This is a genomic window from Cupriavidus sp. C2SS-8b (assembly GCF_057073745.1).
On the sequence record NZ_CP172716.1, the window covers coordinates 221,979 to 236,867 of the forward strand.

The 14,889-nt window shown below is 66.8% G+C and carries 15 protein-coding genes; 6 read left to right on the plus strand and 9 right to left on the minus strand.

Annotated elements, in window-relative coordinates; genetic code table 11:
- Nucleotides 1-4: 4 nt before the first annotated feature.
- Both ACIGJB_RS00940 and ACIGJB_RS00945 read left to right on the plus strand, forming a co-directional pair.
- Nucleotides 5-250: a DUF1289 domain-containing protein gene (locus ACIGJB_RS00940; protein WP_483730982.1), complete on the plus strand. Its 246-nt coding sequence runs from the start codon at nt 5-7 to the stop codon at nt 248-250.
- A 12-nt stretch (nt 251-262) separates the two neighbouring features.
- On the plus strand, nt 263-1,192 hold the full coding sequence (locus tag ACIGJB_RS00945; protein ID WP_483730983.1) for an MBL fold metallo-hydrolase: 930 nt from the start codon (nt 263-265) through the stop codon (nt 1,190-1,192).
- 333 nt (nt 1,193-1,525) lie between these two features.
- Here the strand turns inward: ACIGJB_RS00945 and ACIGJB_RS00950 are convergent, their stop codons facing one another.
- The 6 genes from ACIGJB_RS00950 to ACIGJB_RS00975 form a co-directional block, all read right to left on the minus strand.
- Nucleotides 1,526-3,655 carry a TonB-dependent receptor gene (locus tag ACIGJB_RS00950; RefSeq protein ID WP_483730984.1) on the minus strand — a complete coding sequence of 710 codons (2,130 nt, stop codon included), beginning with the start codon at nt 3,653-3,655 and terminating at the stop codon, nt 1,526-1,528.
- Between the two features lie 154 nt (nt 3,656-3,809).
- Nucleotides 3,810-4,220, minus strand: a complete 411-nt coding sequence (locus ACIGJB_RS00955; RefSeq protein WP_483730985.1) for a hypothetical protein — start codon at nt 4,218-4,220, stop codon at nt 3,810-3,812.
- The gene (locus ACIGJB_RS00960; protein ID WP_483732369.1) at nt 4,210-5,397 is read right to left on the minus strand and encodes a GTP-binding protein; all 1,188 of its coding nucleotides are present in this window, start codon (nt 5,395-5,397) and stop codon (nt 4,210-4,212) included. The genes ACIGJB_RS00955 and ACIGJB_RS00960 overlap by 11 nt, the downstream gene beginning before the upstream one ends.
- Nucleotides 5,398-5,591: 194 nt before the next feature.
- Nucleotides 5,592-6,011: an RNA polymerase-binding protein DksA gene (gene dksA, locus ACIGJB_RS00965; RefSeq protein WP_211947140.1), complete on the minus strand. Its 420-nt coding sequence runs from the start codon at nt 6,009-6,011 to the stop codon at nt 5,592-5,594.
- 582 nt (nt 6,012-6,593) lie between these two features.
- Nucleotides 6,594-7,667, minus strand: coding sequence for a CobW family GTP-binding protein (locus ACIGJB_RS00970; protein ID WP_483730986.1), 1,074 nt, complete (start codon nt 7,665-7,667; stop codon nt 6,594-6,596).
- A 31-nt stretch (nt 7,668-7,698) separates the two neighbouring features.
- The gene (locus ACIGJB_RS00975) at nt 7,699-8,217 is read right to left on the minus strand and encodes a Fur family transcriptional regulator (RefSeq protein WP_483730987.1); all 519 of its coding nucleotides are present in this window, start codon (nt 8,215-8,217) and stop codon (nt 7,699-7,701) included.
- 320 nt (nt 8,218-8,537) lie between these two features.
- Here ACIGJB_RS00975 and ACIGJB_RS00980 point away from each other — a divergent pair, with 320 nt between their 5' ends.
- The 3 genes from ACIGJB_RS00980 to hslU all read left to right on the plus strand — a co-directional run bounded on the left by ACIGJB_RS00980 (nt 8,538) and on the right by hslU (nt 11,686).
- Nucleotides 8,538-9,524: a tripartite tricarboxylate transporter substrate-binding protein gene (locus tag ACIGJB_RS00980; RefSeq protein ID WP_483730988.1), complete on the plus strand. Its 987-nt coding sequence runs from the start codon at nt 8,538-8,540 to the stop codon at nt 9,522-9,524.
- Between the two features lie 243 nt (nt 9,525-9,767).
- Nucleotides 9,768-10,304, plus strand: a complete 537-nt coding sequence (gene hslV / locus ACIGJB_RS00985) for an ATP-dependent protease subunit HslV (protein ID WP_483710158.1) — start codon at nt 9,768-9,770, stop codon at nt 10,302-10,304.
- A 50-nt stretch (nt 10,305-10,354) separates the two neighbouring features.
- Nucleotides 10,355-11,686 (plus strand): ATP-dependent protease ATPase subunit HslU, encoded by a 1,332-nt coding sequence (hslU, locus tag ACIGJB_RS00990; RefSeq protein ID WP_483730989.1) that lies wholly within the window; start codon nt 10,355-10,357, stop codon nt 11,684-11,686.
- A 65-nt stretch (nt 11,687-11,751) separates the two neighbouring features.
- Here the strand turns inward: hslU and ACIGJB_RS00995 are convergent, their stop codons facing one another.
- Nucleotides 11,752-12,306 carry a YcnI family copper-binding membrane protein gene (locus ACIGJB_RS00995; RefSeq protein ID WP_483730990.1) on the minus strand — a complete coding sequence of 185 codons (555 nt, stop codon included), beginning with the start codon at nt 12,304-12,306 and terminating at the stop codon, nt 11,752-11,754.
- 271 nt (nt 12,307-12,577) lie between these two features.
- On the opposite strand from ACIGJB_RS00995, the gene ACIGJB_RS01000 reads away from it, so the two are divergent.
- Nucleotides 12,578-12,874, plus strand: a complete 297-nt coding sequence (locus ACIGJB_RS01000) for a hypothetical protein (RefSeq protein WP_483732370.1) — start codon at nt 12,578-12,580, stop codon at nt 12,872-12,874.
- A 31-nt stretch (nt 12,875-12,905) separates the two neighbouring features.
- Here the strand turns inward: ACIGJB_RS01000 and ACIGJB_RS01005 are convergent, their stop codons facing one another.
- Nucleotides 12,906-13,517, minus strand: a complete 612-nt coding sequence (locus tag ACIGJB_RS01005) for a response regulator transcription factor (protein ID WP_483730991.1) — start codon at nt 13,515-13,517, stop codon at nt 12,906-12,908.
- A complete protein-coding gene (locus ACIGJB_RS01010) occupies nt 13,514-14,869 on the minus strand; it encodes an ATP-binding protein (protein ID WP_483730992.1) in 1,356 nt (451 codons plus the stop codon). The genes ACIGJB_RS01005 and ACIGJB_RS01010 overlap by 4 nt, the downstream gene beginning before the upstream one ends.
- Nucleotides 14,870-14,889 lie beyond the last annotated feature (20 nt).

The following is a 14,889-nucleotide window of genomic DNA, read 5'->3' on the forward strand; positions in this document are numbered from 1 at the left end:
AACGATGGCGCTACCAGTCTCCCTCATCAAGGACATCAAGCGCCGGGCATGTGCGGCGCAGACCCAGCAGCCGGTGCCGTCGCCGTGCCGCAACGTGTGCCGCATGGACGCGGCCAGCGGCTATTGCGAAGGCTGCCTGCGCACCATCGAAGAGATTGCCGCCTGGTCCGCCATGGCCGAGGACGACAAGCGCCGCGTCTGGGCGCAATTGCCACAGCGCGCCGCCTGGCTGGACGGGCTGGACGAATAGGAGACCCTCGCCTTGAGCGACACCACGCCCCCGCAGTTGCCGGCCACCTTGCGCGTGTTCGAGCGCGGCTGGCTGTCGGCCAACAACATCCTGTTCATCGACGGCGACGATACCGCGCTGGTCGACAGCGGCTACGTCACGCACGCGCCGCAGACCGTGGCGCTGGTCGAATCGGCGCTACAGGGGCGTTCGCTGAAGCGGCTTATCAATACCCATCTGCATTCCGACCATTGCGGCGGCAATGCCGCACTGCAGGCGCGCTGGCAGCCGCACACGTCGATTCCCGGCGCCGAAGCGGCAGCCGTCTCGGCGTGGGATGTCTATGCACTGACCTACAAGGCCACGGGCCAGCAATGCGACCGCTTCACGTTCGATGCGCTGCTGCATGACGGCGACAGGCTGCGCCTTGGCGGCATCGACTGGCAGGTGGTCGCCGCGCCGGGGCACGATCCTCACGCGGTGATGTTGTTCGCGCCGCAGCCGCGCATCCTGATTGCCGGCGATGCGTTGTGGGAAAACGGCTTCGGGGTGATTTTTCCGGAGCTGGAAGGGGAGAGCGGGTTTGTGGAACAGGCCGCGGTGCTGGAGCGCATTGCGGAACTCGATGTGCGCGTGGTGATTCCCGGCCACGGCCGCCCCTTTGCCGACGTGGCCGGAGCCCTCGAGCGGGCGCGTGGCCGGCTCGCTTACCTCGGTGGAGATCCGCAACGCAATGCGAGCCACGCGCTCAAGGTGCTGGTGAAGTTCAAGCTGCTGGAAGCGCAGACGATGCGTCGCGATGCATTGCTGGCGTGGATGGAGCAGGCGCCGCTGATGGTGACCATGCGCGAACGCTTTATGGCCGCGCAGTCGATGGAGGAGATTCTGTCGCAGACGCTGCGGGCGTTGGCGGGGGGGCGGGCGTTGAGGGTTGAGGGGGAGATGGTTTGGAATCTTGATTGAGGGATTCGTTCTTGGCAGGCGCCGCTGTTTCGCAGGCGTAGCCTGCGAGTCACTTTTTGTCCGAGCGACAAGAAGTAACCAAAAAACGCGTTTACTTGCCTAGCGGCCAATATTGATCGTAGCGTGCTGAGGGTGTTGTACGGGTACTCGCTTCAGAGTCTGCCCGGCTGCCTGCCGCGTGGAGCGCGTCCGCCCGCAGGCTCTCCAACAATGATTGAACCAGCCCCGAACCTGTCCGTGGCCCGACACTGGCCGCGATATCGCATCATCGCCTTCGGCTGCGCTGCGCGCGGCTCAGCATGGCAGGGCGACAACCTCGTTGTCGCCCGGGCCTTAAAACATCGTCCTGAACCCCACCTTCACACTCCGCCCCGGCATCGGCGCGATGTCCCTGAGGATCGAGGAAGCATTGCGCGCTTCCTGGTTGGTCAGGTTGTCGCCGCGCAGATAGACCAGCGTCTGCGTACCGGAGGCCTTGAACTTGTACGTCAGCGCCAGGCTCAGCAGCGTGTAGGCGTCGGTTGGCGTGTCGTTGGTCGGCACGCGGGTCTGCTTTGCCGCATAGGTGACATCGACGCGCGCGCCCCACGGACCCGCGCCATAGACCAGCGCGCCACCGAGCCGCAGCGGCGCGAGTCTCGGCAGCGGTTCACCGGTATTGCGATCCTCCCCGCGCACGTAATCCGCCCGGGCTTCGAAATCCAGCGTATCGCTCGACGTCAGCATCTTCTGGAACAACCGCGCCTTGCCTTCGGCCTCGAAGCCGTACAGCGTGGCCGGTACGCCCAGGTACTGGAACTCAGGCAGCGAACCTGGGCTGCCAGGGGCCACGACATCGCCCGCATCGTCGCGCGCGCGGCCCGTCGACATCAGCGCCAGGTAGTTGGCGAAGCGGCTGTAGTAGCCCGACACGCTCGCGCTGTGCGGGCCGTATTTGTAACGCATGCCGAGATCGACGGAGGTGGCGCGCTCCTTGTTGGCGTTCGGGTCGCCTAGCTCCCATGAACCGGTGGCCACGTGCGGCCCGTTGGCGTACAGCTCGTAAAAGGTCGGCGCGCGCTCGGTGTACGAGACATTGCTGGTCAGCGACCACAGCGCGTTCAGCTTGTACAGCAGGCCCGCCGAGGCACTGGTGGCATTGAAGCTGCGGTTGGCATCGGTGAAGCGGTCATTGCCATTGGCGCTGGCGCGGATGCTGCTGTGGTCGAGCCGGCCGCCGACGTTGAGCTTGAAGTCGCCGGCGCTGTCGAGCGGCATTTCCTCGAAGACGAACAGCGCGGCGTTGTCGGTGTTGGTATTCGGCACGAACGCTTCCTCGCCGAGCGCGGAGAACTGCGTGTGGCCGAACTGCGTGCCGATGACGCCGTCCATCCTGCCAATCTTCGCGTGCCTGGCCTCGAAGCGCGCGTCCCAGCCCTGGTTCTTGAAGATGGTACCGGTTTCGCCGGCCTCGATTTCCTTGTGCTCGTAGTCCGTGTAGCTGAACTTGCCCTTGACCGATTCGATCAGGCCGGAGCTGTTGCCTTGCAGGTTGCGCGCCTCGCCTTCGAGCGCGAAGCGGTCCTGCCGCATCTTCAGCCGCACGTCATCCTCGGCCGGCGTGCCGTATTCGTTGCGGTACGCGCTGTAGTTGGCGCCGACGAAGCCGTCGGCCCAGGTGTAGGAGCCGCCCAGCGAGCCGCCGTCCTGCTGCGCGCTGGTGTTGGGCAGGCGGCCGCTGGCCTCGGTCTCGCCTTCGGGCAGCGGCTGGCTGGCGCGCAAGGGTGCGCTGCGCGCGAAGCCCGGGATCTTCAGGTCGCTGGTCTTGCGCGCGAATGCGTCGGCGTGGATTGCGAACTGCCCGTTGCCGGCCTCGACCAGCGCGCTGGCATTGCGCGCCGCATCGCCGCCGGCGGTGGCGCTCGCGTCGACCGCGCCGCCGATGCCCTCGATCGGCTCCTTCGGAATGCGGTTGTCGATCACGTTGACCACGCCGCCGATGGCATTGCCGCCGTACATCAGCGCGGCCGGCCCGCGCACGACTTCGATGCGCTCGGCCACGAGCGGATCGACCGGCACCGCGTGGTCATAGGACAGCGTCGAGGCATCGACCGTGGAGCCGCCGTTCTGCAGCACCTTGATGCGGTCGCCATCGAGGCCGCGGATGATGGGCCGGCTCGCGTTGGGGCCGAAGTAGCTCGACGACACGCCGGGCAGCTTGTCCAGCGTCTCACCAAGGGTGCTGTTCTGGCGCAGCGACAGCGCGTCGCCGCTCAGTGCGGAGACTGGCGCGACCATGTCGTTCAGCTCGCTGCCAAGCGGGTTCGCGGTGACCACCACTTCCTTGAGGGTGGCGGCAGCGGGCGCGGTAGGGGGCGCAGGTTCGCTGGCGGTCTGGGCAAGCGCGCTGGTAGAGACAATCAGGGCAGCAATGGCTGCCAGCGGCGTGCGCCGCAGCATGGGGTGTTGCAGGGTATGAGACATGGCTCGCGATTCGATGCGATGGCAATCGGGCGGACGGCCGTGCCGGTGCCGAATTGCGCGAGCCCTGCAATCTCAATTGCGGGACGGGCGCAAAGCCTGCCGGCATGGACGCACGCGTTCGTACTGCGGGCAGGCGGCAAGGCCGCGGCCCGGATCAGGCGAAGGCGGGCGTGTGCGCCGGCGGCGCGCGCGAGCGGAAAGGGTAGGCGGAGGGAAGATCGGGCCAGCGCCAGGCCAGGTTGGCCGGCTTGACCGGTTTGCCAAAGGCCGGCGTGATTGCCGGCAGATGGCAGAAATGGCTGTCGGCGACGGTGGCGCCATCGAACAGCACGCACGAGTGCCCGGCCAGCTTCTGCGCGAACGGACTGGCGTCTCCATGATCCGCGGCGCTCGCTTCGGCGGCCATGACGGACAGCGGCGCGCCCATCAGGCCACCGTGGGCCACACGGTGCACAAGGCCCGCATGCTGCGCGCCCAGCAGGCATAGCACCAGCCACACGGCGTGCCACAGCCCGGGACCACGCGCGCGCAGGCGGACGAGAGACCGGGTGATCTCAGTGATCATGCAGGTGGCCACAGTCGCAGTCGCCGTGCGTGTGGTCATGGCCGTGATGATGGCCATGGTCGTGATCGTGGCCCTCCTCGTCGAAGGCATCTTCCCAGGCGGGGAACGGGTCGGCATATGCGGCCCAGGCATCGGGGCCGGCCGCCATTTCGGCGTCGGTCAGCAGGCAGGCGTCGAGGCAGGCTTCCAGCGCGTTGCGGTCGAGACCCACGCCGACCAGCGCCAGTTCCTGGCGGCGGTCGCCATATGGCGCCGGCTGGCCGACCTCGAGCATGTCGGCGTCGAGCGCCGCGCGATCCGCCGCATCGGTCGGCCATTCGGACGGATCGAGCGCGGCCCACCATGCGCCAGCGGCGGCGGGACGGCATACGCCGCCAGCCTGGGCCCAGTCACCGGCGATGCCCATGCGGCTGGCCAGCCAGAACAGGCCCTTCGAACGCAGCACGTTGCCATGCTCGCGCATCCATTCGGTATGGATCAGGTCGGCAAAGCGGCCAGGATGAAACGGCCGGCGGCGGCGGTAGACGAAGCCGCCGACGCCATGGGACTCGGGCAATGACTCGCCGCGCTGCAGCGCCAGCCAGCCCGGTGCGCTCGCGGTTTCCTCGAAATCAAAGCGGTGCGTGTCGAGCACGCTTGCGGCAGGGATCTTGCCGAAGCTTGCCGGGATGATCTGCGCGCGCGGGTTGAACGCGCGCAGGACGGCTTCGAGTTGTGCCATCGCATCCGCGCTGACGAGGTCCGCCTTGTTCAACACGATGACATCGGCGAACTCCACCTGGGCGATCAGCACGTCCACCACGGTGCGGTCGTCCTCATCGCTGTCATCCTCCGGCGGCGCGACGCGATCACGCAGGAACTCGGCGTCGTTGACGTCGCGCAGGAAGGTCGAGGCATCGACCACGGTGACCAGCGTGTCCAGGCGCAGGGCCGTGCCCGCGCCGTGCTCGTCTTCGAACAGCACAGCCTCGGCGATGGCCATGGGATCGTCCGTTCCCTCGGCCTCAAGCAGCAGGTGATCGAAACTGCCGCTGCCCGCCAGCCCGGTGGCCTCCGGCAAATTGCCGGCCACGCCTACGCGCTTGCCGGCATTGGCGGCAAGCAGATGCTGCAGCAAGCTGGACTTGCCGGCGCCGGTGAATCCGGACAGCACGGTAACGGGCAGGCGATTGGCCATGGTAAGGACGAGCAAAGGGGCGCCGCGCGGCGCACCCGGTGTTATTGCAACAAAGTTGCGACTGTACCAGAAAGGCCCTGCCGCCGACAGCCGGCGGGCGGGCTTACACCATAGTAATGTCGTCGTCGCGCCGCGACAAAGCAAAACGGCCCGGAGATCCGGGCCGTCGGGGTGCTCAGAGGCGGGCGCGCGGCTCAGTCGCCGAACAGCTTCTGGCGCAGTTCGCGGCGCTGCTGGGCTTCGAGCGACAGCGTGGCGGTCGGACGGGCCAGCAGGCGCGGCACGCCGATCGGCTCGCCGGTTTCCTCGCACCAGCCGTAATCGCCGGACTCGATGCGGGTCAGCGACTGCTCGACCTTCTTGAGCAGCTTGCGCTCGCGGTCGCGCGTGCGCAGTTCCAGGGCGTGCTCTTCCTCGATCGTGGCGCGGTCAGCCGGATCCGGCACGATGACCGTTTCGCGCAGGTGTTCCGTGGTCTGATCAGCGTTCTTCAGGATTTCGTCGCGCAGCTGCTCAAGGCGATGCTTGAAGAAGGCGAGCTGCGCTTCGTTCATGTAATCCTTGTCGCTCATCTTCAGGATTTCAGCTTCAGTCAGAAGTTTGTTGCTGCTCATGGTTGCTGCTGATTCTCTTGTTGATCTGACCGGCGGCGTCTGGGTCCGCTCGGGTGCTGTGTCCGCGTGCTTGCGCGGGGCGGACGTTTCACTCTGGCTGGCTGCAGTCTTGCTGCTTCGCGGGCCTCCCTTGGTCTCGACCGCGCCGGCGTGGGCCGTACCGCCGCGGGGAGCCGGCGCAGCCTTCACAGACTGCGCCTTGAGCGTCTCTGCCGCGGCACTACCTGTCTTGCTGCGGCTTTCTTTCGTCTTCGTTGCGGCTGTCATGGGGACACCTCTCTCTCGCGTCGGTATGGAACGGCGCGTGCCGGGTCCCCAAGCGGAGGGCGGTCTCCGCACGAAGCCCTGCGACCGCACCTGCCGGCGGCCTGCCTCGTGCTGACGACAACCGCCGCCCTGCAACACCGGCGGCGGGAAAAAGGTGCGCCGTCGGTATCAAATCCGGCCTATTGTACTTGAACAAAATTTTCCAAGATACGGAAAAGGCCTTGCCATAACTTCGGTGTTTCCCCGGTACCCCGAACGGGGGGGCGTACCAGGGACGACACGTAGCGAGGGGCCGCCATGAGGCGGCTGCCGCACTCAGGCCAGGCAATTGGCCAGGCCTTTCAGAATCGCATCCCGGGGCAGGTCCACGCCGATGAACACCATCTTGGTGCCGGGAGTCTCGTCCTCCCACTTGGCGCCGACGTCGCTGCCCATCAACTGGTGGACACCCTGGAACACGACTTTCCGGTCCACACCCTCCATATATAGTACGCCCTTGTAGCGCAAGAGTTTTTCGCCATAGACGGCCAGGATCCCGGACAGGAATTCCTCGAGCTTGCCGTAGTGGAACGGCTTGTCGCTGCGGAAGACGAACGACGCGATGTGGTCGGTGTGGTGGTGATGGTGGTGGTGGTCGTGGCTGTGGTCATGGCCACATTCCGTGCCGCAGTGCTCGCCGTGCTCGTGATTGTGGTCGTGATCGTGATCGTGATCGTGATCGTGATCATCGGCGCTGAGGAACTCCGGGTCGATCTCCAGCTTGGCGTTCAGGTTGAAGCCGCGCAGGTCGAAGATGGTGTCGATCGGCGTGTCGCCGAAGTTTGCCTGGCGGATCGGCGCGCGCGGGTTCATATGCAGCAGGCGGTGGCGCAGCTCGGCCACGTCGGCTTCGCTGACCAGATCCGATTTGGTGATGAAGATGGCGTCGGCAAAGCCGACCTGGCGCTGGGCCTCTTCCTGCTTGTCGAGTTGCAGGTGGGCATGCTTGGCGTCGACCAGCGTGATCACCGCGTCCAGCAGGTAGCGCGAGGCGATCTCGTCGTCCATGAAGAAGGTCTGCGCCACCGGGCCCGGATTGGCCACGCCCGTGGTTTCGATGACCACGCGGTCGAAGTCGAACTCGCCGGCGTCGCGCTTGGTCATCAGGTCGGACAGCGCCTGGACCAGGTCGCCCCGGATGGTGCAGCAGATGCAGCCGTTGCTCATCTGCACGATCTGCTCGCGGCCGTCCTGCACCAGGATCTCGTTGTCGATGTTTTCTTCGCCGAATTCGTTCTCGATCACGGCGATCTTCATGCCGTGCTGCTCGGTGAGGATGCGCTTGAGCAGGGTGGTCTTGCCGCTGCCGAGGAAGCCGGTCAGGATCGTGACCGGGATCAGTTTGGACATGGGTGGGTTCTCCGGGGGAATAGGGGACGTCTCAGGACGGGCAGCCCGGCGGCCGCGGCATGCGCGCGCCGCAGTCGGCGCACACGCCGTTCACGGTCAGTTCGACATGTTCGATGGCAAAGCCGCTGGGCACGCGCGGCGCAGCGGGCTGTGCCGGGAGGCTGGCGTCGTCGAGGCAGAATGTGCGGTCGCAGCGCGTGCAGTGGAAGTGGCTGTGCTGGCGGTGCACCTCGGCGCGCGCGGCCTCGTGCTCGATCAGGCTGAAGCGGAACACCCGGTCGTTGCCGGCGCGCTTCTGCGCCACGCCCTGTTCCACCAGCCAGTCCAGCACGCGATACACCGTGACGCGATCGATGGCCTCGCCCGCTCCGGGCAGGCGGTCGATCACGGCCTGGTGCGTCAGCGCCTCGTCGCTGGCGATGAGGCAGGCAAGGATGCACAGCCGCGGCTGCGTCACGCGGGCGCCGAGCCGGCGCAAGCGTTCCTGGGCTGCTTCGAAAACGGCCGGCGCCGGTGGGGTGTCGGGCTGGCTCGGGATCAGACGGGTCATGCGGAAGATTTAACCATAGGCCCTGCGCTGTTGCAATTCAGTTGCGTGTGGAGCGTGTGGGCCGGCCGCAGTGGCTTCGCAGGTTCCCACTGCCTGTCGCATCAAGATGCAGCGGGTTAGCCCTGATTCCGTTCGGATGTCTGCAGTTGGTAACATCAACGCCCGGCCCGGCCGCCATACAGGCGAATCTGGCCGCGCTGCCAACAGCCATGGTCGATCGCGCAACGGGACTACCCCGCCTGATTGCGCACGGACCGCGTCATGACGCGCGGCATCCGGCACCGGCGGCGCTTTGCAGACGGAAGGAATTGGAGAGCACTATGAAACGAGTTGCAAAATTTGTCGCCGCCATCGCGGCAGTGGGCGCCATGGGCGCATATGCCGGCGCGCAGGCCCAGGAATTCCCGGGCGGCAAGCCGATCTCGGCGGTGGTGCCGTTCTCGGCTGGCGGCCCGACCGACAAGGTCGCGCGCGAGCTGACCGCGATCATGTCCAAGCACCTGGGCTCGACCGTCGTGATCGAGAACCTGGGCGGTGCCGGCGGCACCATCGGGGCCAAGAAGGTGGCGCAAGCCAAGAACGACGGCCACACGATCCTGATCCACCATATCGGCATGGCCACCGCCCCGGCGCTGTATCGCAACCTGGGCTTCGATCCGCTCAAGGACTTCGAGATGGTGGGCGAGATTGCCGACGTGCCGATGATCATGGTCGGCAACAAGCAGTTGCCGCCGAACAGCTTCAAGGAGCTGCTGCCGTACATCAAGGCCAATGCCAGCAAGCTGTCGCTGGCCAATGCCGGCATCGGTTCGGCCTCGCACCTGTGCGGCCTGCTGTTCCAGAGCGCGATCCAGACCGAGCTGACCACGGTGCCGTACAAGGGTGCCGCACCGGCGCTGACCGATATCCTGGGCGGCCAGGTCAACCTGCTGTGCGACCAGACCACCAACCTGGCGGGCCACCTCAAGGCCGGTTCGGTCAAGCCGTACGCGGCCATGCAGGCGCGCCGCGTGGAAGCGTTCAAGGATGTGCCGACCGCGCAGGAGCAGGGCATGCCGGGCGTCGAAGTCAAGGTCTGGCACGCCATGTACGCGCCCAAGGGCACGCCGAAGCCGGTGATCGACAAGCTGTCGGCCGCGCTGCAGAAGTCCGTGACCGACCCGGTCTTCCGCGCCAAGATGGCCGAGCTGGGTGCCGAGGCGGTGCCGGCACAGCGCGCCACGCCGGATTCGCTGCGCACTTACCTGACTGCGGAAATCAACAAGTGGACCCCCGTGATCAAGAAAGCCGGCGTCTATGCCGACTGAGTGATGCGAGAGGCGGGGGCGCCCGTTGGTGCTGCCTGCCTCGAACCAGCAAAAAGGCCATGCGACTGCGCATGGCCTTTTTGTTTTGCGGGCGACCGAACCGTCCCGGGCGCGGCGTCGTCCTATATTTGTCAGATTGCGTGGATGCGACTGCGCACCTGCAGATGGCGTTGCGCCCAGCGGCCCTTGAAACCGGCCTGGTGCGTCGCCACCTACCGTCCTGACATATTCACGGAAGCCACCATGGAACAGTATCACGGCACTACCATCGTCAGCGTCCGCCGCGGCAATCAGGTCGCGCTCGGCGGTGATGGTCAGGTCACTCTCGGCAATATCGTGATGAAGGGCACCGCCCGCAAGGTGCGCCGCATCTACAACGGCAAAGTGCTGGTGGGGTTTGCCGGCAGCACGGCCGACGCGTTTTCGCTGCTGGACCGCTTCGAGGCCAAGCTGGAAAAGTACCAGGGCAACCTGACCCGCGCCGCGGTCGACCTCGCCAAGGACTGGCGTTCGGACCGCGCGCTGCGCCGGCTGGAGGCCATGCTGATTACCGCCGACCGCGACACCACGCTGGTCATCACCGGCAACGGCGACGTGCTGGATCCCGAGGGTGGCATCGCGGCGATCGGCTCGGGCGGCTCGTACGCGCAGTCGGCCGCGAAGGCGCTGGTGGAGAACACCGAGCTGGCGCCGAAGGACGTGGTCGAGAAAGCGCTGACCATCGCCGGCGAGCTCTGCATCTACACCAACACCAACTTCGTCATCGAAACGCTGGAATAAGCGCCGCCCGGCCCGCGCACGGGCCGGCACGCCCCCACTGAACGGATACCATGTCGCATACCATGACCCCGTCGGAAATCGTTTCCGAACTCGACAAGCACATCATCGGCCAGAACAAGGCCAAGAAAGCCGTGGCCGTGGCGCTGCGCAATCGCTGGCGCCGCCAGCAGGTGGCCGACCCGCTGCGCCAGGAAATCACGCCCAAGAACATTTTGATGATCGGCCCGACCGGCGTCGGCAAGACCGAGATCGCGCGCCGCCTGGCCAAGCTGGCGGATGCGCCCTTCATCAAGATCGAGGCGACCAAGTTCACGGAAGTCGGCTACGTCGGCCGCGACGTGGACACCATCGTGCGCGACCTGGCTGAGATGGCGATCAAGCAGACGCGCGAGTCCGAGATGAAGAAGGTGCGCACCAAGGCCGAAGAAGCGGCCGAGGACCGCCTGCTCGACGTGCTGCTGCCGCCGCCGCGCGACATCGGCTTCTCGCAGCCGGAAGAGAAGGATTCCAACACGCGCCAGGTGTTCCGCAAGAAGCTGCGCGAAGGCCAGCTCGACGACAAGGACATCGAGCTGGAAGTCGCCGCCGGCCTGCCGAGCATGGATATCATGGGTCCGCCGGGCATGGAGGAAATGACCGAGCAGATCCGCACGATGTTCGCCGGCATGGGGCAAGGCAAGAAGCATCGCCGCAAGATGAAGGTCAAGGAAGCGTTCAAGCTGCTGATCGACGAAGAGGCCGCCAAGCTTGTCAATGACGAAGAGCTCAAGCACAAGGCCATCACCAACGTCGAGCAGAACGGCATCGTGTTCCTGGACGAAATCGACAAGATTGCCAACCGCAGCGAAATGGGCGGCGGCGAAGTGTCGCGCCAGGGCGTGCAGCGCGACCTGCTGCCGCTGGTGGAAGGCACCACGGTGAGCACCAAGTACGGGATGATCAAGACCGACCACATCCTGTTTATCGCCTCGGGTGCGTTCCACCTGTCCAAGCCGAGCGACCTGATTCCGGAACTGCAGGGCCGCTTCCCGATCCGCGTCGAGCTCGATTCGCTGTCCGTGCAGGACTTCGAGGCCATCCTGACGCAGACCGACGCGAGCCTGACCAAGCAGTACCAGGCGCTGCTGAAGACCGAAGCGGTCGAGCTGCAGTTCGCGCCGGACGGCATCCGCCGGCTGGCCGAGATCGCGTTCTCGGTCAACGAGAAGGTCGAGAACATCGGCGCGCGCCGGCTGTACACGGTGATGGAGCGGCTGCTGGAAGACCTGTCGTTCCACGCGACCAAGTCGTCGGGCGAGACGGTGACGGTCGATGCCGCCTATGTCAACGAGCGGCTCGGCGATCTGGCGGTGAACGAAGACCTGTCGCGCTACGTGCTGTAAGGCGGCTGACGGCCAGCAAAAAGGGCGCACCAGGTGCGCCCTTTTTTGCGTCCGAGATGGACGGATCAGTGCGAATGTCCGTGCGCGTGCCCCTCGGGCGCCAGCACGTCCAGTGCCGCGGCGGGCGATTTCAGGTCGCGCGTGGTCTGCCCATCGGCCGGCACCTGTGTCCATTCGGCCGTGCCGTTCTCGCACTCCTGCACCACCGGGAAGTAGAGCTTGCCGCCTTGCCCGGGCAACTTCATCAGCATCACGAATTCATCGAAATGCGCGTCGGCCAGCGTGCCGCCGAACCAGCGCAGCGTGCGCACATCGTCGGTCATCAGCTTGCCGTGCGACTGCACCGGCCTGGCCAGCGGCGCGCGCTTGACCTCGAGTTGCCAGCCGGCCTTGGGCTGCGGATGCGCGCCCTGCACGCCTTCTGGAATGGTGACGGTGATGGCGCGCGTGGCGCTGCCGTTGCAGCCATGGCCGACCATCAGCGCGCCCTTGTAATAGCTGCCGGCTTCCGCCTGTTTCTGCTCGAAGACGACGTGGGCCGATGCGGTGGCGGACAGCGCCATCAGCGCCGCCGGCAGCAGCCACTGGCGCGCGTGGCGCGGGGAAAGCGGGAAATGCATGAAGTGCTCCTTGTCAGCCCGCCAGTCTAGCGTTGCGCGCGGCGGCGCGCGCTGGCGCCCGATGCGGCTTAGTGCCGCACCTTGGCTGCGGCCTCCTAGGACAAGGCTTCCTGTCAGGGCGTATCGGGGTGCCACCTGTCGGTAAGGTTGGTAAGCATTGGTAAGCACACTGGCGCACACCTATCGCGCAATGAGACGCTTGCGCACCTTGAGCCCCATGGCAGATGCGGGAGCCACCGCATTGCAAACTACCTACTGGCAGGAGGAAAACCTGGTGAAGACACAATTCAGCCGCGTCATGATCGCGACCGCCGGCCTGCTGGCCACGCTGGCGGCGGCCACTGCATTCCTGTGCATGCGTCCGGCGAACGCCGCCGCGCATGCCCCCCATCACGGCAACCTGGGCGCAGCCGCGGTCGCCGCCGCCACGCTGGCACTGCAATCCGGAGAGCTTTTCACGCTGGCGGACCGCCACGCGAGCGATGCCTTGCGCGTCGTCGCGCAGGGCGATGGCCCCGATGGCGCGGGCGACGCGCTCGAGTGGGACTACGTTCAGCTTCGCCTGTAACAGATCGCCGCGGGCCTGGATCGCCGCTGGCTTAGCGCGACACCGGGCGCTTGCCCAGCTTGCGCTGCAAGGTGCGCCGATGCATGTTGAGCGCGCGCGCGGTCGCCGAGATATTCCCGGCGTGTTCGTTCAGCACGCGCTGGATATGTTCCCATTCGAGCCTGGCCACCGATAGCGGCACCGGCTCTTCCAGCGCGGCTTCCGCCGCATCTTCCGAGATGCCCGCCATCAGGGCGGTGAGGATCGAATCCACGTTCGCGGGTTTGGCCAGGTATTCATCCGCCCCCTGCTTCACCGCGGCGACCGCCGTGGCAATGCTCGCGTAGCCGGTCAGGACCAGGATGCGCGCTTCCGGCAGCGCCTGGCGCAGCGGCCCCACCAATTGCAGGCCCGATTCGGCGGCGGCCGTGCTGCCAGCCTCGGGCGGCGGCCCCAGGTGCAGGTCCAGCGTGACGTAGGCGAACGCCGTACGCGCGGCCAGCGCCAGCGCCGTGCTGGTGTTGTGCGCGACCTGCACGGCGTAGCCGCGGCGTGTCAGCGCGCGGGCCAGCGTGCCGGAGAACACGGCATCGTCGTCGATGACAAGGAAGGGCGAGCCTGCCGGCGCGATCGACTCGGGAACCGGATGGTGGATAACGGTCATGACGGATTCACTGCAACAGTGGAAGAGGCCGGCACGCGCAGCGTGGCGACGGTGCCGCCGCCGGGGCGGTCCTGCCACGCGAGCCCGCCGCCCATTTGCCGCGCACCGCTTTGCGCCAGGTACAGGCCGATGCCCTGGCCGCCATGCGGACTGGCGACGGGCGCTTCGCCCAGCTGCGCGCGCAGCGCGGGCGGAATGCCGTCGCCGCGGTCGCTCACGCGAAACGCCAGGTCGCAGTGCTCGAGCGCAATGTCGAGCTGCAGCGGCAGTTTCGCGTGTCCCGCCGATTGCTGGCTGCGTGCGGCGTTGTCGAGCAGGATGGTCAGGATCTGCCCCACGCGGGCGGGCTCGATCGCGAGTTCGCCCGCCTGCGGGGAAGCGCTGGCCTGCAGCGTGGCATTGGGATGGCGCAGTTGCCAGCGCTCGGCGAAGCTGCCCAGCCACGCGTCGATGCGCTGCGGAGCCAGCGTGGCCGGATCTTCGCGCAGGCGCGCCAGGATCGTGCGGCACAGTTCCAGCTGCTGCTCCACGGTGAGCAGGTCCGGCAGGTAGTCGGCCACCGGCGTGGCGCCGCGGACGCGGTCCGAGGCGTCGCCGCGCAGTTCGCCCGCAATGACCGCCAGCGTCGCCAGCGGCGTGCCGATCTCGTGCGCGACCGCCGCGGCCTGGGCATTGAGGTCTTCCACGCGCGCTTCACGCAGCAACTGCTCGCGGGCCAGGTGCAGTTGCGCCTCGCGCTGTCGCAGCACGCCGGAAAGCCGTGCCACGAACAGGGCGATCATCACCGCGCTGGCCACGAAATTCAGCCACATGCCGGCCAGGTGGTAGTTCACCGCCTTGTCGGGGTCGTGCAGGTCCAGCGGCAAGTACTCGAACAGCAGCACCGTATAGCAGGCCAGCGCGTAGCAGGCGAGCGCCACCACTTGCCGCCACGGCAGGATGGCCGCGGCGATGGCCAGGCCCGGCAGGTAGAACGAGACGAAGGGGTTGGTGGCGCCGCCGGTATAGAACAGGATCGCGGACAGCGCGGTCAGGTCGACGAGGAACTGGCCCATCAGCTCGGCTTCGCCGGGCGCCGAGCCGTGGCGGGTGTGCAGCCGCAGGCGCAGGCCGGTCAGCACGTTGAACAGCGCCTGCAGCGCGAAGACCACCAGCAGCGGGCTGGTCGGCAGCGCGACGCCGATAATCGGCTCGCACGACATCATGCCCAGTGCCTGCCCCCCCAGCAGCGCCCAGCGCAGCCAGAACAGCCGGCGCAGGCTCACCAGGCTCGGGCGCGCGGCCGGGCCGGCTGGAAGCGGCGGCGAGGCACTGAGGACTGGCGGGTGGGTCACGGCGGGGATGGCATGCATGCACGCGAGTGTATCAACGC